At 34.1% G+C, this 18385-nt stretch carries 16 protein-coding genes, 1 other RNA gene and 1 pseudogene; 14 read left to right on the forward strand and 4 right to left on the reverse strand.

Annotated features, from left to right (window positions below; genetic code table 11):
• Positions 1–4 precede the first annotated feature (4 nt).
• Genes recJ through THEWI_RS05835 form a run of 5 tightly spaced genes read left to right on the forward strand, consistent with a single transcriptional unit; the run spans position 5 to position 6295 of the window.
• The gene (gene recJ / locus THEWI_RS05815) at positions 5–2452 is read left to right on the forward strand and encodes a single-stranded-DNA-specific exonuclease RecJ (RefSeq protein ID WP_014062769.1); all 2448 of its coding nucleotides are present in this window, start codon (positions 5–7) and stop codon (positions 2450–2452) included.
• A gap of 13 nt (positions 2453–2465) precedes the next feature.
• Positions 2466–2987: an adenine phosphoribosyltransferase gene (locus THEWI_RS05820; RefSeq protein WP_014062770.1), complete on the forward strand. Its 522-nt coding sequence runs from the start codon at positions 2466–2468 to the stop codon at positions 2985–2987.
• 44 nt (positions 2988–3031) lie between these two features.
• Entirely contained in the window at positions 3032–5191 is a 2160-nt protein-coding gene (locus THEWI_RS05825) for a RelA/SpoT family protein (RefSeq protein WP_014062771.1), read from the forward strand.
• A gap of 11 nt (positions 5192–5202) precedes the next feature.
• Positions 5203–5652, forward strand: coding sequence for a D-aminoacyl-tRNA deacylase (gene dtd / locus THEWI_RS05830; RefSeq protein WP_041589209.1), 450 nt, complete (start codon positions 5203–5205; stop codon positions 5650–5652).
• A gap of 10 nt (positions 5653–5662) precedes the next feature.
• The gene (locus tag THEWI_RS05835) at positions 5663–6295 is read left to right on the forward strand and encodes an MBL fold metallo-hydrolase (protein WP_014062773.1); all 633 of its coding nucleotides are present in this window, start codon (positions 5663–5665) and stop codon (positions 6293–6295) included.
• 30 nt (positions 6296–6325) lie between these two features.
• Here the strand turns inward: THEWI_RS05835 and THEWI_RS05840 are convergent, their stop codons facing one another.
• Genes THEWI_RS05840 through THEWI_RS05855 form a run of 4 tightly spaced genes read right to left on the reverse strand, consistent with a single transcriptional unit; the run spans position 6326 to position 9879 of the window.
• Positions 6326–7534, reverse strand: a complete 1209-nt coding sequence (locus tag THEWI_RS05840; protein ID WP_014062774.1) for an ABC transporter permease — start codon at positions 7532–7534, stop codon at positions 6326–6328.
• A gap of 12 nt (positions 7535–7546) precedes the next feature.
• Complete coding sequence (locus THEWI_RS05845; protein WP_003869775.1) at positions 7547–8239, reverse strand: ABC transporter ATP-binding protein; 693 nt, start codon at positions 8237–8239, stop codon at positions 7547–7549.
• A complete protein-coding gene (locus THEWI_RS05850; RefSeq protein WP_014062775.1) occupies positions 8239–9420 on the reverse strand; it encodes an efflux RND transporter periplasmic adaptor subunit in 1182 nt (393 codons plus the stop codon). The genes THEWI_RS05845 and THEWI_RS05850 overlap by 1 nt, the downstream gene beginning before the upstream one ends.
• A gap of 18 nt (positions 9421–9438) precedes the next feature.
• Positions 9439–9879 (reverse strand): MarR family winged helix-turn-helix transcriptional regulator, encoded by a 441-nt coding sequence (locus THEWI_RS05855; protein WP_003869777.1) that lies wholly within the window; start codon positions 9877–9879, stop codon positions 9439–9441.
• Between the two features lie 335 nt (positions 9880–10214).
• Between THEWI_RS05855 and THEWI_RS05860 the strand changes: the two genes are divergently transcribed.
• The 9 genes and pseudogenes from THEWI_RS05860 (at position 10215) to ord (ending at position 18385) form a co-directional block, all read left to right on the forward strand.
• Positions 10215–11465 carry a transposase gene (locus tag THEWI_RS05860; protein WP_014062776.1) on the forward strand — a complete coding sequence of 417 codons (1251 nt, stop codon included), beginning with the start codon at positions 10215–10217 and terminating at the stop codon, positions 11463–11465.
• A gap of 500 nt (positions 11466–11965) precedes the next feature.
• Entirely contained in the window at positions 11966–13222 is a 1257-nt protein-coding gene (hisS, locus tag THEWI_RS05865) for a histidine--tRNA ligase (RefSeq protein WP_014062777.1), read from the forward strand.
• A 14-nt stretch (positions 13223–13236) separates the two neighbouring features.
• Positions 13237–15015: an aspartate--tRNA ligase gene (aspS, locus tag THEWI_RS05870; RefSeq protein ID WP_014062778.1), complete on the forward strand. Its 1779-nt coding sequence runs from the start codon at positions 13237–13239 to the stop codon at positions 15013–15015.
• Positions 15016–15081: 66 nt separating this feature from the next.
• A non-coding RNA gene (gene ssrS / locus THEWI_RS13890) (6S RNA) lies at positions 15082–15264 on the forward strand.
• A gap of 17 nt (positions 15265–15281) precedes the next feature.
• Positions 15282–15992, forward strand: a complete 711-nt coding sequence (locus tag THEWI_RS05875) for a tRNA threonylcarbamoyladenosine dehydratase (RefSeq protein ID WP_014062779.1) — start codon at positions 15282–15284, stop codon at positions 15990–15992.
• Positions 15993–16068: 76 nt separating this feature from the next.
• A complete protein-coding gene (locus THEWI_RS05880; RefSeq protein ID WP_003869782.1) occupies positions 16069–16335 on the forward strand; it encodes a metal-sensitive transcriptional regulator in 267 nt (88 codons plus the stop codon).
• 102 nt (positions 16336–16437) lie between these two features.
• Positions 16438–16740: pseudogene (gene trxA, locus THEWI_RS14800) on the forward strand (thioredoxin); the annotation flags it as partial.
• Positions 16741–17109: a thioredoxin gene (gene trxA / locus THEWI_RS14805; protein ID WP_049753480.1), complete on the forward strand. Its 369-nt coding sequence runs from the start codon at positions 16741–16743 to the stop codon at positions 17107–17109.
• A gap of 235 nt (positions 17110–17344) precedes the next feature.
• Positions 17345–18385 (forward strand): 2,4-diaminopentanoate dehydrogenase, encoded by a 1041-nt coding sequence (ord, locus tag THEWI_RS05895; protein WP_014062780.1) that lies wholly within the window; start codon positions 17345–17347, stop codon positions 18383–18385.

Here is an 18385-nt window from a genome sequence, read left to right on the forward strand (position 1 = left end):
ATTTGTGGGTGATTTGATGGCCAAAATTTACAGGTGGATTTTGAAGGAAAATCCAAATCTTCAACTTACTCAAGAAATACAAAGAGAATACGGGTTACACAAAATAATTGCTGATATACTTTCATCAAAATTAAATGCCCAAGAAGTTAAGAATTTTTTAAATCCTGATTTAAAAGATTTGTATTCTCCTTATCTCCTGAGGGGGATAAAAGAGGCAAAAGAATTGATACAACAACATATCGCCTTGAAGGACCTAATCACCATTTACGGTGATTACGATGTAGATGGAATTACTGCCACCTCTGTTTTATATTTAACCTTAAAAAAATTAGGAGCAAAAGTGGATTATTATATACCGGAAAGATTAGTTGAAGGATATGGTATAAATGAAGAAGCAATAGACAAAATTGCACAGAGAGGAACAAAACTTATAATTAGTGTAGATTGCGGTATAACCTCTGTTAAGGAAGTGGAAAAAGCCCAATTTTTAGGAATAGACGTGATAATAACTGACCACCACAGTATCCCTAAGGAGATACCACAAGCAGATGTGGTGATAAATCCCCATTTGCCTGATATTGAATATCCTTTTTGTGACCTGGCAGGGGTAGGGGTTGCTTTTAAACTGTCACAAGCTCTTATTGGAGAAGAAGCTTATGAACTTTTGGATATTGTTTCAATAGGAACTATTGCAGATATTGTCCCTTTATTAGGAGAAAATAGAATAATTGTAAAAGAAGGACTAAAAAGGCTAAATGAAACACGAAATATAGGTTTAAAAGCCCTCATAAAAGCTTCTGGATTACAAAATATTGAAATTGATGAATATCATGTGGGATTTATATTAGCTCCTCGCCTTAATGCTGCAGGGCGATTAAGAAGTGCAGAAGCGGCTGTGAGGTTATTGATAAGCCAAGATGAAAAAGAAGTAGAAGAGATAGCAGAATATTTAAATCAAGAAAATTTAAAGAGGCAACAAATAGAAAATCAAATACTTCAGGAAGCAATCAAAAAAATAAAAGAGACGGTTGATTTAAATAAGGAAAAAGTAATTGTACTGTGGGATAAAAATTGGCATCCAGGTGTTATTGGAATTGTGGCATCCCGGATAACAGAAAGGTTTCATAGACCTTCTATACTTATAAGTTTAGGAGAAGGGGAAGGAAAAGGTTCAGGGCGAAGCATAGAAGGCTTTAATTTGTATAAAGCATTAGAATACTGTAAAGATTATTTGATAAAATATGGCGGTCATGAAATGGCTGCTGGAATAAATATTGAAAAAAACAATTTGGAGATTTTTAAAACTAAGATAAATGAATACGCTGATACGGTGCTTAGTGATCTTGATTTAATTCCAAGTTTAAGAATAGATGCAAAGGTTAAAAATGAAAAGATAGATATAGAAATAGCTAAACAACTTCAAAGGTTTAAACCTTTTGGCAGCAATAATCCTCGGCCTAATTTTTTATTTGAGGGTTTGACAGTTACAAAAGTATTTGACTTAAATGGTGGAAAATACAAAAAAATCATCGCACAAAAAGACAAGTTTGGGTATGAGCTTATGTTATTTGATGTATCAGACCAGGGAAACGATGTAAAAATAGGAGATATAATAGATGTTGTGGGAAGCATTGAAATAAACAGCTGGAATGGTATAGAGTCAGTAATGATAAATGTAAAAGATTTAAGAATTAAGTTACCTTTGTTTTCCTATTATAAAAACTTGAGCAAAATCATGGTAGAGTATCAGCCCGAGAAAAAAGAGATAGACAAAAAAGTTGATTATATAATTGACCAAAGAGGAATTAATAACAAGTTGGAATATGTGCTAAAACTTTTTAAAAGAGAAGGCAAAACGGTTGTCATAGTAAATACAGTTGTAGAACTTAAGTCATTACTTAGATATCTCAGAAAAGAAAAGTTTTTGGATTTTTCATTATGTAATGGAGATTGTGAAAAGGAAAATGGTATACTATTTTTCCCAAATTCTTTAAAACCATTGAAGTACTATGATGATATAATTATTTACGATATACCATTTAAAAAAGAAATCTTTTACCGCATCCTTTCTCATTCACAAGGAAAGAGGATTCATTTAGTTTTTAAAGAAGCAGATATATATTATAACTTAAAATCCTTTGACGAAATTTTTCCTCAAAGAAAGGACTTTATTAAACTTTACAAATTTATAGAAGAAGGAAACAACATTTTATTTAAAGATCATTTGCATCCACAACTGAATTTAAATCCAATAAAATTTTCATTTTGCATAAAAGCAATGAAAGAAATAGGATTGATAAATGTAAAAGAACGTGATAATATTTTTATGTTAAGTAAAAATTCTGTGTCACAAAAGGTTAATATTGAACAAACTCAAATAATGCAACAGATATTTTCAGCTAAAAAAGAGTTTATTGAATTTGCCAAGTTCATTGTCAGCCAGAAAATTTAAGGAGGTTTTTGTAATGACGCTGGAAGAAATTAAAATGATGATTAGAGAAATACCTGATTTTCCTAAAAAAGGAATAAAATTTAAAGATATTACACCTGTTTTAAAAGATGCGAAAGCTTTTAATTATTCTATAGAAATGCTGGCTAAGGCATTGGAAGGGAGAAAATTTGATCTCATTGCTGCTCCGGAAGCAAGAGGCTTTTTGTTTGGAGCGCCACTGGCTTACAGATTAGGAGTAGGATTTGTTCCTGTAAGAAAACCGGGTAAATTGCCGGCAGAGTCTTTAAGCTATGAATATGAACTGGAATATGGGACAGATTCTCTTGAAATACACAAAGATGCTGTTTTAGAGGGACAAAGAGTAGTGATAGTCGACGATTTGTTGGCGACAGGAGGCACAATTTACGCTTCTGCAAAATTGGTGGAAAGCTTAGGGGGAATTGTAGATTCTATTATTTTCTTGACTGAATTAACTTTTTTAGATGGTAGAAAAAAGCTTGACGGATATGATATAATTTCATTAATAAAGTTTTAATCGAAAGTGGCTTTGAGCCACTTTAATTATAAGGTGTGATAACTATGTTGGACAAAGTGATAAATAGGATAAAAAAATACATGGGTGATGATGCAAATTTAGAGTTAATATACAAAGCTTATGACTTTGCTGTAAATGCCCATGAGGGCCAAATGAGAAACTCAGGAGAGCCATATATTGTTCATCCCATAGAAGTTGCATTTATTTTGGCTGACCTGGAATTAGATATTACCACTATTGCAGCAGGCCTTTTACATGATGTAATAGAAGACACAGATGTGACTTATGACCAATTAATGGAAAATTTTGGAAAAGAAATTGCTGATTTGGTTGATGGAGTTACAAAACTTGGTAAAATAGAATACAAGAGCAAAGTAGAGCAACAGGCAGAAAATATGAGAAAAATGCTTATAGCAATGGCAAAAGACATTAGAGTGATACTCATAAAACTGGCTGACAGGCTTCACAACATGAGAACTCTCAAATATTTACCTCTTGACAAACAAAAAGAAAAAGCGGAAGAGACTTTAGAGATTTATGCCCCTATTGCTCATCGCTTAGGAATATCTAAGATAAAATGGGAATTAGAAGACTTGTGTTTGAGATATTTGCATCCGGAGGAGTATTATGACCTCGTAGAAAAGGTTGCTGCCAAAAGAAAAGAAAGAGAAGAGTTTATACAAAATATCATAACTACAATTAAAGAGAAATTAAAAGAAATGGGAATACAAGCAGAAGTAGATGGGCGACCTAAACATTTTTACAGTATCTACAAAAAGATGAAAACGCAAAATAAAACTTTCGAGCAAATTTACGATTTGTTAGCAGTGAGGATAATTGTTAACACCGTAAAAGACTGTTACGGCGTATTAGGAATTGTGCATACTTTATGGAAGCCAATTCCTGGAAGATTTAAAGATTATATCGCTATGCCAAAACCTAATATGTATCAATCCCTTCATACTACAGTAATAGGTCCTAAAGGAGAACCTTTTGAAATACAAATAAGAACATGGGAGATGCACAAAACGGCAGAATACGGTATTGCAGCCCATTGGAAATATAAAGAGGGTAAGACTACAGAAGACGAATTTGACCAAAAGCTTTCTTGGCTTAGGCAGCTTTTAGAATGGCAGAAAGAGTTAAAAGATGCAAAAGAGTTTATGGAAACATTAAAAATTGATCTTTTTACAGATGAGGTTTTTGTCTTTACTCCTAAAGGGGATGTCATAAATCTTCCAGCGGGGTCTACTCCTATTGACTTTGCGTACAGCATACACACTGAAATAGGTCATCGATTAAATGGTGCTAAAGTAAACGGTAAAATAGTACCTATAAATTATCAATTAAAAAACGGTGATATTGTTGAGATATTAGTAAGTCCAAATAAAGACAGAGGTCCAAGTAGAGACTGGCTCCAGATTGTCAGAAGTTCTCAAGCGAGAAACAAAATCAGACAGTGGTTTAAAAAAGAAAAAAGAGAAGAAAATATCGCTCGCGGCGAGGAAATGTTAGAAAGAGACCTCAGGCGTCATGGAATACAACCTGCTATGATAAAAAGTGAGATATGGGAGGAAGTGCTTAAAAAACTCAACATTCACACAATAGAGGATTTATATGCAACAATTGGTTATGGAGGGTTAACTTTAAATCAGGTAATACCGAGAATTAAAGAAGAAATCAAAAAATCTCAGAAAGAAATAGGTTTAAAGTCCGTTCCAATTGATAAGGCTGGAAAGAAAAAAGAGAAAACAGGCGGAACGGGGGTCATTGTAAAAGGTGTAGACAATGTAATGGTGAGGTTTGCAAAATGTTGTTCTCCTGTTCCGGGTGATGAAATAATAGGTTATGTGACTAAAGGAAGGGGTATTTCTATTCACAGAAAAGATTGTCCCAATATAAAAGAATACCTTTTTGATAGGAACAAGATTGTAGAAGTAGAGTGGGATCAAGGTAAGAACATCGCTTATCAAGCTGATATACAGATTATGGCCAATGATAGATTTGGGCTTTTAACAGAAGTTACAAGTGTTCTTGCAGATGTAAAAATTGCTGTAAAAGCTGTCAATGCGAGAACAACGAGAGACAATATTGCAATTATAAACTTAACTTTAGAGATTACTTCAAAAGAGCAACTAGAAAAAGTTATGAATAAATTAAAAGCTTTAGAGGGAGTAATGGATGTTTACCGATTAAGTGCATAGAGGTGATTTTGTTGAGAGCAGTTGTTCAACGGGTGACTCGGGGAGAAGTTAGTGTAGATGACCAAGTTATAGGTTCAATAGGGAAAGGATTTGTTGTTTTAGTAGGTATTTCTGTTGATGATACAGAAGAAGACGTAGCCTATATGGCGGATAAAATAGTAAATTTGCGTGTTTTTGAAGATGAAGAGGGAAAAATGAATTTATCTCTTTTGGATGTAGGAGGGGAAATACTCCTCGTTTCTCAATTTACTTTGTTGGGGGATGTGAGAAAAGGGAGAAGGCCTAATTTCATGATGGCTCAAAAGCCGGAAGAGGCTTTGAAGTATTTTAATTTATTAGTAAATGAGATTGAAAAAAGAGGTGTGAGTGTCAAAACAGGTAAATTTCAGGCCATGATGAAAGTATTAATTGAAAATGACGGGCCTGTTACTATACTTATTGATTCTAAAAAAATATTTTAGGAGTGAGTTTATGAAAATACAAAGGTATATGGTAGGACTTTATGGAGCCAATTGCTATATTGTTTCTGACGAAGAAGAGAGTGAAGCAATTGTAATAGACCCAGGGGAATATTCATCTGAAATACAAGATTATATTATTACTAACAATTTAAATGTAAAATATATTTTACTCACACATGGGCATTTTGATCACATAGGTGGAGTAGAAGAGCTGAAAAAACTAACTCAAGCAAGAGTTGCCATTTCAAAAGAAGACGCTCCTATGCTTTTAGACCCTAGTTTAAACTTATCTGAAATGGTCTATAAAAGAATACTATGCAATCCTGCAGATATTTTATTAAGTGACGGTGATACTTTAACTTTTGGAAAATACAGCGTAGAAGTTATATACACCCCAGGGCACACAAAAGGAGGAGTGTGTTTTAAAATTAATAATGTATGTTTTACCGGCGATATCCTATTTAAAGGCTCTATAGGAAGATACGATTTTCCAGGAGGAGATTTTTCTACTTTAATGGACTCTATAAAAAATAAACTTTTAGTTTTAGGAAATGATGTTACAATATACCCCGGTCATGGGGACTCTTCAACTATTGGCAAGGAAAAGAGACTTAATATGTTTTTAAGGGATTTGATGGAGTGAAAAAGCAAGAGGAGGTTATTCCTCTTGCTTTTATTCATATCGTAATGCTACAATTGGGTCTAATTTGGCGGCTTTTTGTGCGGGATAGATTCCAAAGAATATCCCTACTGCTGTTGAGAAGAGAAAAGCGATTAATATTGTATTTATTGAAAAGACCGGAGTTATATCAATAAAGGGCCCGACTATATTTGCTAAAATATATCCTAAGAAAATACCTATTGCTCCACCTATAAGAGAAATTGTAACTGCTTCAATCAAAAACTGTGTCAATATGTCCTTTTGTCTTGCTCCTATTGCTTTTCTTATTCCTATTTCTCTTGTGCGCTCCGTTACAGATACAAGCATTATATTCATAATCCCTATTCCCCCGACCAAAAGAGAAATACCCGCAATGGCACCTATGACAGCTGTAAATATTCCTAATATTCTATTAAATTCTTCCAAAAAACTTATGAGGTTTTCTGTCTTGTATTTGTTTTTGTTGTGATGTAATGATTCTATCAAACGCACGGCTTGGGAGGATGTTTCATCTAATTGGTTTTGGTTATAGGTCATTACGTAAATTTGCGAGATATTAACGTCTGGAAAAATTTTTTGTGCGTAAGTTATTGGAATTGCAGCTATTACAGGTATTTGATCAGCTATTGACCCGCCTAAGCTTTTTAAATTTCCACTGTCAATGACGCCAATTATCTTTGCTGTGTCAAAGGAGGAATAGCTGCCTATTTTGATGCTTTTTCCTACGCAATCTTCATAGCCAAAAAGTTCTTTAGCTGAGTCTTTATCGATAAGTATTACGTTTCTTCCTAAAAGAATATCTTTTTCATTTAAAAATCGTCCATAGATTACTTTTAAGTTAGAAACATTTCCATAATCAAAATCTGTAGCTATAAAAAGGGCTCTTTTAGTAACTTTGTCTGTTTTGGCAAGTCCCATTTTTTCTGCAATTGGCGCAGCGTATTTTACAGAAGACAATCTTTTTCTAATCATTTCTACATCTCTAATAGCTAATCTATCGCTATCTCTAATTTCTACGTCATTTCTTGTTTTAATAGAAAACACATTTACACCGATTTTTTCAAATTCACCTAATATAGCCTTTTGGCCACCTGTTCCTAAAGAGACAATTGTTATAACTGAAGCAATGCCTATTATAATTCCCAACATCGTTAAAAAAGCTCTCAATTTGTTACTCAATATGCTGTCAATTGCCACTTTTACTGCTTCCCAAATATACATATTTATCACCTGCTAATAAGTTATTCTGTTTGGAACAAGCGTATCTTCTATAATATTTCCATCTCTTAAGCGGACTATCCTTTTTGCATGATTTGCAATATCTTGCTCATGTGTAACCATTACTATTGTAGTACCCGATTCATTGAGTTGATAAAAGATTTTCATTATTTCAATGCTAGAAGCTGTGTCAAGATTTCCTGTTGGTTCGTCTGCTAGCAAAAAAGAAGGATTCATCACAATAGCACGGGCAATAGCAACTCTTTGCTGCTGCCCTCCTGATAGCTCATTAGGTTTGTGGTGTATTCTTTCACTTAATCCCACTATTTCTAAAGCTCTTAGGGCTCTTTGCCTTCGTTCTTTTGATGGTATTTTGGCGTACAACATTGGCAGTTCTACATTTGCCAGTGCGTTCAATTTGCTCAAAAGGTTAAAAGATTGAAAGACAAATCCTATCTGACGATTTCTCAAATAAGCTAACTGGTCATCGCTTAGGGTTGATACTTCAGTTCCATTGAGTTTATAACTTCCAGATGTAGGTTTATCTAAAAGGCCTATAATGTTCATTAAAGTGGATTTGCCAGAGCCAGAAGGACCGACAATTGCTACATATTCACCTTTATCTATTTTTAAAGATACGCCTTTTAATGCATCAACTTGTATCTTTCCAAGATTGTACACCTTTTTTACATTGCTTAGCTCAATCATCAGTCCTTCCCGCCCTTTACGCTAACTTTTGTGCCATCTTCGATAGAACTGGTGGGGTTTAGTATGACTTTTTCACCAACATTTACTCCACTTATGATTTCTGTCTCTAAATCAAAAGCGAGACCGGTTTTTACTTTCTTTTGTTTAGCTATGCCATTTTCTACTACATACACAAATTCATTGCCATTTTTATCGCTTACGATTGCTTCTGATGGAACTTTTATTGTATCTTTCTTTTCGCCAATTTTTATATCAACATCCACGTTAAAACCGGGCTTTATTGTGCCATCATTGTTTAAAAGGTCCACATAGACTTTTACTACATTATCTCCTCCTGTTTGAGTAATTACTTTTGTTGCAGTAGGACTCACTTTGCTGACTACTCCTTCAAAAGTTTTGTCTGCAAAATGTATGTAGGCTTTTTGCCCTTCTTTTAAATTTACCGCATCATAAGGGTTTACATCAAGTGCAATTTGCAAGTTGTTTAAGTCTTCTACTGCAATTGCAGGAAATTGAGAGGAGGTAAAATAGCTATTATCTTTGGCATTTACTATGGTTACTGTCCCATCAAATTCAGCAATAACATATTTTTGCTGTTTATACATATTTTGCTTTATATTTTTGAGATTTAATTCTGCAATTTCTACTTGTTTTTGTTGGAGTTTTATTTGGTCATCAAGGCTAAGAGAAGAAGTTTGTATCTGAGAAGTGGAGGGTTGTTGTACTGTACTTTCTCCCGAAGGGAGTTGTTGTGGCAAAGAGGTATTTGGAATTTGAGCTGCGACTTGGGATTGTTGTGACTGTTTTTCTTTTAATTTTTTTAATGCATCCAGTTGCATTTGCGCCATTTCCAGTTGTTTTTGTGCAATTTGATATTGTATAGATAAATCTTGTGTTTCTAATTCTAGAAGTTTATCTCCTTTTTTTACATTATCTCCAACGGATACATAGACTTTTAAAACTTTAGTGGGAGATAATATGTAATATTCTTGTTTGGACTTTGATTCTACTACTCCTGTGGTAGAGAATAAAGAAACTATATCACCTTTTTCAACTTTAGCAGCATTTACCTCTACAGTGGAAGCAGAGTTTTTGTTTTTTATAGAGATTGCATAAACGGTAGAAGCCACAATTGCTAAGATGACTAAGACTATTAAAAACGTTTTTACACTGTTTTTCATAAAGCACCACCTTCAAAATTATAGTTCTTCTTTAATTTTTTGCAATATGCTTTTTAATGTTTCTATTTCTTGGGGAGAGAGTTTTTCAAAAATTGGCTGTAAAACTTTCATTCTAAAGTCTACTAAATGTTTATATATATCTTCTCCTTTTTTTGTTAAAGAAATTTGTATTTTTCTTCTATCTTCTAAATCAAAGTCCCTTTGAACTAAACCTTTTTCTACAAGTTTATCTACTATACTTGTAAGGGTACTGGGAGAAATATCTAGTTCTGAGGCAATATCTTTCATGTATATTGGAGTATTTTTATTCTCACTTAAAACCATTATTACTTGTTGTTCTCCAATTGTGAGGTCTTTTTGAAATTCAGAGAGGTTGTTTGCTCTCAATTGGTTGTTGAGTTTTTGTCTAATTGTACGCAACAAATCATATAAAAGCTTACTATCGCAATCCTTGTTCATAAAGTTTCACCTCAAAAATTTTCAATATAAAATATTTTGTATATAAAAATATTAACTCACTAAAATTTTTTTGTCAATAGTTGGGTGAGATATTATAAAAGTATAAAAAAGACATTGTAGAACAATGCCCAATTAGCGATAAAAATATAAAAAGATCAGAGATTTCGCAGATTAAAAAACAAATAGTGCTTAGCCCATGATATGACAAGGATTAGATGAATAATAATTGAAGCATGTAAATTCCGATTTTTACTGGAAAAAAATTTAGTGTTTAAAAATAAAAACATCCTTTCTATAATGAATCTTGTAACCAATTCAATAGAAAGGATGTTAAGATGAACAAGTGCTATTTAAAACAAATGCTCACCTACTTCTCTAAGGTATACCATCTTGGAGAAAAAATCAAGGGGTTAAAAGATGGAAGATTAAATCCTCAAATTGAGACTTCAACTATTTCTTTTATAGTCTTGCTTACATTTATCTGTAGACTTAAAAGTTTTAATAGACTTGAACATTGGCTTAAAAAAAGAAGATTTAAAAATTTATTTCCAAAGAAAACAAGATTGCCCCATATTGATGCTGTTAGACGTTCCTTAAGTAGTTTTGATATAAACGGTTTGAATATTTTGCATGATCATATAATAAGCACTATATTCAAAAATAAGGTATTTAGAAATGGTACAATAGATGGAATAAAGGTTGCTGCTATTGATGGAGTTGAGATATTTGAAAGTACAAAAAAGAGGTGTGAAAAATGCCTTACCCGTGTTGATAAACAAGGAATAACTCATTACTTCCACAGAGCAGTTGTTTGTGCAACTGTGGGTTCTGATCCCCATATTGTATTAGGCTATGAGATGTTAGAACCTAAAAAAGACCTTTCAAATAAAGATGAAGGTGAAATTACTGGAGGTAAAAGACTTATTAGAAAGCTTTATAAAAAATTTCATCATTTTGCAGATGTTATAGTTGCGGATGCTTTGTATTGCAAAGCATCATGGATTATGGAAGTTCTAGCAATTGGAATGGATGCAGTTATCAGAGTAAAAGATGAAAGGCTTCATATTGTTAAAGACGCATTAGGACTGTTTCAAAGACGTGAAGCTGACAAACAATGGATAGTGCGTGAAGGAAACACAAAGAAGATTATCGTTAGTGCTTGGGATGATGATGGATTTGAAATGAGGGGTATGGATATTAAGGTGAGATTTATAAGATTTTTAGAGAATATTCAAGAAGGTGATAAGAAAGAGTTAAAAGAAGTCTGGATTGTAACCACCAACAAAAATATTTGTGTTGAGACTTTATGGAAGATAATACATAAAAGATGGGATATTGAAAATAATGTATTTCACCAATTGAAAGCAGAGTGTCATTTTGATCATTGCTATTTGCATAGCCCTAGGGGCGTAGAGGCTATAGTTGAATTCATGATGATAGCCTTTAACTTGACCCAATTATACTTTTTTAGAAACATTAGGGGATTTAGAGGGAAAAGACATTTGCAGATAAATATAATAGAAGATCTGAAAGATGAAATGTTGATAATTATGAATTGGATTAATCCAATTTTTAACACTACATAGTTGATAATAAAATTGGAAGTATATCTTTTCGATATAATGGGGAGGGGGAAAGTGTATCTATATACACGGCCTACGGCCTTTTCAAATTCCAAAATTTCAACAAAATAGAATACGTCTGATTTCCTGTCAAGAAAAAAGTTTTATTGGAAATTAGATGCGAAATCTCTGTAAAAAGATAATTGTGATTGACAGCTAATAATAGTATAATGTATAATATCAAATAAAATGAGGGATAAATGCGATGACCAGGAGAGTAGCAATAGCAGGTATACAGGGAGAAGATACCGCGACTGAGAGTATCTTTATACTTATGCTATTGTGAATGACACCTGTGAGCAGACCAGTCGATAATGTAGGCTGGCTCCGTGAACCTGCGTTAAGGGAATGAGTCCGAATCAGGGTGGCACCACGGGATTTAACCTCTCGTCCCTGCAAATTGTTGCAGACGAGGGGTTTTTAAATGTATAAAGTTTTTAGAAAATGTAAAAGGAGTTGGTAAAATGCTTACAAAAGCGCCAAGAGGGACAAAGGACATTCTCCCTTCAGAATCATATAAATGGCAATATATAGAAGGACTCATAAGGGAGATATGTGATGTTTACGGTTTTAAAGAGATAAGAACGCCTGGCTTTGAACATACTGAGTTGTTTTTAAGGGGAGTAGGGGAATCAACCGACATTGTGAGAAAAGAGATGTACACTTTTACTGATAAAGGTGGGAGAAGCATTACTTTAAAGGCTGAAGGTACTTCTCCAGCTGTAAGAGCTTTTATAGAGCACAATTTGTACGCAGAAACACAGCCTACCAAATTGTACTATATAACTCCTGTTTACAGATATGAAAGGCCTCAATCAGGAAGGTTAAGAGAACATCACCAATTTGGAGTAGAAATTTTTGGTGCTAAAAGCGCTTCTGCAGATGCAGAAGTTATAAGTGTTGCTATGACTTTATTAAAAAAATTAGGGCTTAATAATTTGGAGCTTAGAATAAACAGTATAGGATGTCCTGCTTGTAGAAAAAATTATAATAAAGTACTTAAGGATTTTTTAAAGGACAATTTGGAGTATTTGTGTGATGACTGTAAAGTCAGATATGAGATAAATCCTTTGAGGGTGTTGGATTGCAAAGTAGAAAGTTGTCAGAGGATAACCAAAGATGCCCCTCTCATTACAGATTATTTGTGTGATGATTGCAAAAGTCATTTTGAAGAGCTACAAAAGTATTTAGATATAATGGGCTATGATTATATAATTGACCCCAGAATTGTGAGAGGACTTGATTATTATACCAAAACTGCTTTTGAAATAATTTCAAAAGACATCGGAGCTCAGGGGACTGTATGCGGTGGAGGAAGGTATGATGGCCTTATAGAAGAATGCGGAGGGCCTTCTATGCCGGGAGTAGGTTTTGGAATGGGGTTAGAGAGGCTCCTTATTACATTAGAGCAAAATGGCATTGAGATTCCTAAACCTGAAGGTGTAGACTTGTTTATAGCTTATGTTGGGGAAGAAGCAAAATTATTTACTTTTGCCCTTGCTAATAAACTGCGATTTAATGGATTAAAAGTAGAAAGAGATAACATGGATAGAAGTTTAAAAGCACAAATGAAGTACGCAAATAAGCTTAATGCGAAATTTGCTATTGTAATAGGAGAAGAAGAGATGAAGGAAAACAAAGTTAAATTAAAGGATATGAGAGTTGGAAGCGAAGTAGAAATATCCATTGATGAGATAGAACAAAGGATAAAAAATATATAAACGGAGGGAGTTAAATGGGAGAACAATTAAATGGCCTTAAAAGAACTCACATGTGTGGAGAATTGACAGTTGAAGACGTAGATAAGTCAGTTGTAGTAATGGGATGGGTGCAAAGGAGAAGAGACCATGGAGGATTAGTATTTATAGATTTAAGAGATAGAACAGGCATTGTGCAGGTGGTTTTTAGCAATGAGGTTTCTTCTGAAGCCTTTGAAAAAGTGCAAAGCGTAAGAAGTGAATATGTACTGGCAATAGAGGGAAAAGTGGTAAAAAGGGCTCCGGAAAATGTAAATCCTAAAATTTCTACAGGAGAAATTGAAATATATGCTAATACTTTAAAAATTTTAAGCAAATCAGAGACTCCGCCTTTTCCAATAGAGGATAGGAGCAATGTATCAGAAGCTATAAGGTTGAAATACAGATACTTAGATTTGAGAAGGCCTTCAATGCAACAAAATTTGATGACTCGGTTTAAAATAACTAAAGTTGTCCGCGATTTTTTAAACAGAAATGGTTTTATAGAAATAGAAACTCCTCTTTTAATTAAAAGTACTCCAGAAGGGGCAAGGGACTATCTTGTACCGAGTAGAATTTATCCAGGAAAATTTTATGCTTTGCCTCAATCTCCTCAAATATTCAAACAACTTCTTATGATTTCTGGATTTGATAAGTATTACCAAATAGCCAAATGTTTAAGAGATGAGGATTTAAGAGCAGATAGGCAACCAGAGTTTACACAAATAGATATAGAAATGTCTTTTGTAGAAGTAGAAGATGTTTTGAAAATTAACGAAAAAATGATTGCAGAGATATTTAAAGAGACTTTAGGCATTGATGTACCAATTCCTTTTAAAAGATTATCTTATCAAGAATCTATGGAAAGATTTGGGACAGATAAACCAGACTTGAGGTTTGGAATGGAACTTAAGGATTTATCTGATATAGTGGCACAATCAGAATTTAATGTGTTTAAGAATGCTTTAAAAAACAGTGGGTCTGTCAGAGGTATAAATGTAAAAGGTGCTGCTTCTATGCCAAGAAGACAGTTGGACGAACTGGTAGAGTTTGCAAAAACTTATGGCGCTAAAGGACTTTTGTGGATACAAGTTTTTGAAAAGGAAGTGAAATCTCCTGCTACTAAATTTTTAAGTGAAGAAGAAATGAAGAAAATACTCGAAAGACTTGAGGCAGAAGCCGGAGATTTGCTACTAATTGTGGCAGACAAAGATGGAATAGTTTTTGATACTTTAGCTCATTTGAGGCTAGAGCTTGGCAAGAGATTTAATTTAATTGATGAGAATAAATATGAGTTTGTTTGGATAGTAGATTTTCCACTTTTAGAGTACGACGAAGGAGAAAAAAGGTATGTAGCAAAGCACCATCCTTTTACTGCTCCTAAAGATGAAGATATAGAGCTACTGGAAAAGGAACCTTTAAAAGTCAGGGCAAAGGCTTATGACATAGTTTTAAATGGTACAGAGATTGGTGGAGGAAGTATAAGGATACACGATACTGAGCTTCAAAAAAGAATGTTTAAAGTTTTGGGATTTAGCGAAGAAAAAGCGTGGGAAAGATTTGGATTTTTGATGGAGGCTTTCAAATACGGTGCTCCTCCACATGGAGGTATAGCTTATGGGTTGGATAGGCTTGCAATGATTATAACGGGAAGCGACACCATAAGGGATGTAATTGCATTTCCAAAGACTCAAAATGCAGTGTGCTTGATGACAGATGCTCCTTCTGAGGTTTCAGAAGAGCAGTTAAAGGAATTGCACATAAAGGTAGACCTATAAACGTTTACCAGTTGAAAAATAGAGGCTTTTGTGATATTATTTATATAGAAAGATGAATAAAGCTGAAAAGCCCTGTGGTGTACGTGAGGTCCGGTGAAAGTTTGAGCCAACACCAATAATAAGGGAGCCTGGGCTTTGGCAGTGGAATATAGGCCGTCTTCGAACGGAAATATGAAGCTGCCAAGAGGGCACCCACTTTGTGAGTCCGGGTTCAAAAACTACCGGGAGGCACGGCACTATGGGGTTTTTTTTATGGAGGGAAGAGTGTGGACATTTTTTCACGAACAGAGCTTTTAATAGGGAAAGAAGGGCTTTTAAAACTTAAAAACAGTACTGTTGCTGTTTTTGGAATAGGAGGAGTAGGCTCTTTTGCTGTTGAAGCTTTAGTAAGAGCAGGAGTTGGTAAATTGGTTTTGATAGACGGGGACAACGTGTGTGTCACAAATATAAATAGACAGATACATGCTACTACTCATACAATAGGCAGGCCAAAGGTAGAAGTGATGAAAGATAGGATATTGGAAATAAATCCTCAAGCCCAGGTTATTATTTTTAAAGAGTTTTACTCTAGCGAAAATAGCGATAGGCTTTTGTCTAAAGAGTATGACTATGTGATTGATGCAATTGACAGAGTGCCTTCTAAAATAGATTTGATAGAAAAATGCATTTCGTTAAATATTCCTATAGTAAGCAGTATGGGGGCAGGAAATAAATTAGACCCTACAAAATTTGAAGTAACGGATATATACAAGACAAGTGTATGCCCTCTGGCAAAAATAGTTAGAAGAGAACTTAAAAAAAGAGGTATTAAATCTTTAAAAGTGGTATACTCTAAAGAAGAGCCTTTAAAAAATTTCTATCAAAGTGAGGAAACTGTAACTTCTTCAAAATTGGTACCCGGCAGTATTTCTTTTGTTCCCTCTGTAGCAGGTTTAATTTTAGCGGCAGAGGTAGTAAAGGATTTATTAAAAAAATAACAAAAACCTATTGACATATCTGTGAAAAACTTTTATACTATTCATTGGATACCCCGATGGGGTTGGGAGGTATAATATGTACCAAGATAGCAAAGAGGATTTGTTGAGAAGATTAAGAAAAATTGAAGGACAAGTAAAAGGCATACAAAAAATGATTGAAAATGACGCCTATTGTGTAGATGTACTGGTACAAGTGGCTGCTGTTAGGTCTGCAATAAACAGCGTTGGCAAAATTCTTCTTAAAAGCTATACTACTAGCTGTGTAAAGGGAGCAATGTGTACTGAAAAGCAAGATGACATGATAGATGAACTAGTTGAGACATTTATAAAATTTATGAAGTGATTTTAAAAGTTAGGTTTTGTGAGCAATTTGTTTTATAATAAATGTATAAAGCAATTGCTTTGTATAAAAATAAAATTGAAATAAAAGTATAGGAGTGGTTTTATGGCAGAATTAGTTATTACACTTGAAAATTTTGAACAAGAAGTTGTAAATTCAGATGTACCAGTCTTAATAGACTTTTGGGCTGAGTGGTGTATGCCTTGTAGAATGGTGGCTCCAATAATTGACGAATTGGCGAAAGAATATGAAGGAAAAATCAAAGTAGGTAAAATTAATGTTGATGAAGAAAATGAATTGGCGATGAAATTTAGAATAATGAGTATACCCACAATTGGGCTTTTCAAAAATGGCAAAATGGTAGATAAGATAATAGGAGCAAGACCTAAAGCAGACTTTGTAAAGTTTATAGAAAAACATCTCAATGGCGGTGCTACACAATCAGAAGAATCTGACGAGGTAGAAATTACATACGATAATTTCGAAGAAGAAGTTGTAAACTCTGATGTACCAGTATTGATAGACTTTTGGGCTGAATGGTGTGCGCCTTGTAGATTAGTTGCTCCCATAATAGATGAACTAGCAAAAGAGTATAAAGGAAAGATTAAAGTAGGAAAGGTTAATGTAGATGAAGAAAATGAGCTGGCAATGCAATTTAGAATAATGAGCATACCTACAATAGGGCTTTTCAAAAATGGCAAGATGGTAGATAAAATAATAGGAGCAAGACCTAAAGCAGACTTTGTAAAGTTTATAGAAAAGCATTTAAACAATTAAAAATCCTGCATTATGCAGGATTTTTAATTTTATTCCTTGAATAAATATGAAAAGAATTGTTTAATTTTCCAAAAAATTAAGAAAATCGAAACATACTAAGGCATACTCTCGCAAACCGAAGAAAACCCAATTTAATATTGGGTTTTCTTCGGTTTTTAAGGAATGGGAAAGCTTTTATTTAGCTTAAGTAAATGTATACAATATAGATATAGAGAAAATTCTTAGAGGTGATAGAATGGAAAACATAAAAGTGGTAGTATGGGGACTTGGTGCAATGGGAAGCGGCATTGCTAACATGATACTTTCTAAAAAAGGAATGGAAATAGTTGGAGCAATTGATACAGATCCAAATAAAAGAGGAAAGGATTTGAATGAAATTTTAGGGACAAATTCTAAACCTGTTTACATCACTTCTGAACCTCAAGATATTATAAAAAAAGGAAGTGCTGATATAGCGGTTATTGCTACATCCTCCTATGTAGAAAAGGTTTTCCCACTCATTAAATTGGCGGTAGAAAATGGCATCAATGTCATTACAACTGCTGAGGAGATGGCGTATCCTTCTGCACAACATCTAGAATTAGCCAAAGAAATTGACAGACTTGCAAGAGAAAATGGCGTATCTGTCTTAGGTACAGGAATAAATCCGGGATTTGTATTAGACTATTTAATCATTGCACTGACGGGAGTTTGCGTAGATGTTGATTCCATTAAAGCAGTAAGAATTAATGACTTATCTCCTTTTGGAAAAGCTGTTATGGAAGAACAAGGGGTGGGACTCACTCCTGAGGAATTTGAAAAAGGCGTAAAAAAGGGGACTGTTGCAGGGCATATAGGATTTCCTGAGTCTATTTCGATGATTTGTGATGCTTTAGGGTGGAAACTTTCAGGTATTGAGCAGACAAGAGAGCCTATAGTTTCTAAAACTTATAGAGAGACCCCTTATGCAAGAGTTGAGCCGGGTTACGTTGCTGGATGTCGCCAAATAGGGTATGGAAAGGTAGATGGAGAGGTAAAAATAGAATTAGAACATCCGCAACAGATATTACCTCAAAAAGAAGGAGTAGAGACTGGAGACTATATTGAGATTAAAGGAACTCCAAATATAAAGTTGTCTATAAAGCCTGAAATACCTGGGGGCTTAGGTACTATTGCCCTTTGTGTCAATATGATACCTCACGTCATAAATGCGCAGCCAGGTCTTGTTACTATGCTGGATTTGCCTGTACCTAGAGCTATTATGGGTGATGCAAGAGATATGATCAGGAGGAGATAA

It is taken from the genome of Thermoanaerobacter wiegelii Rt8.B1 (assembly GCF_000147695.2).
GTDB classification, from domain to species: Bacteria; Bacillota; Thermoanaerobacteria; order Thermoanaerobacterales; family Thermoanaerobacteraceae; genus Thermoanaerobacter; species Thermoanaerobacter ethanolicus.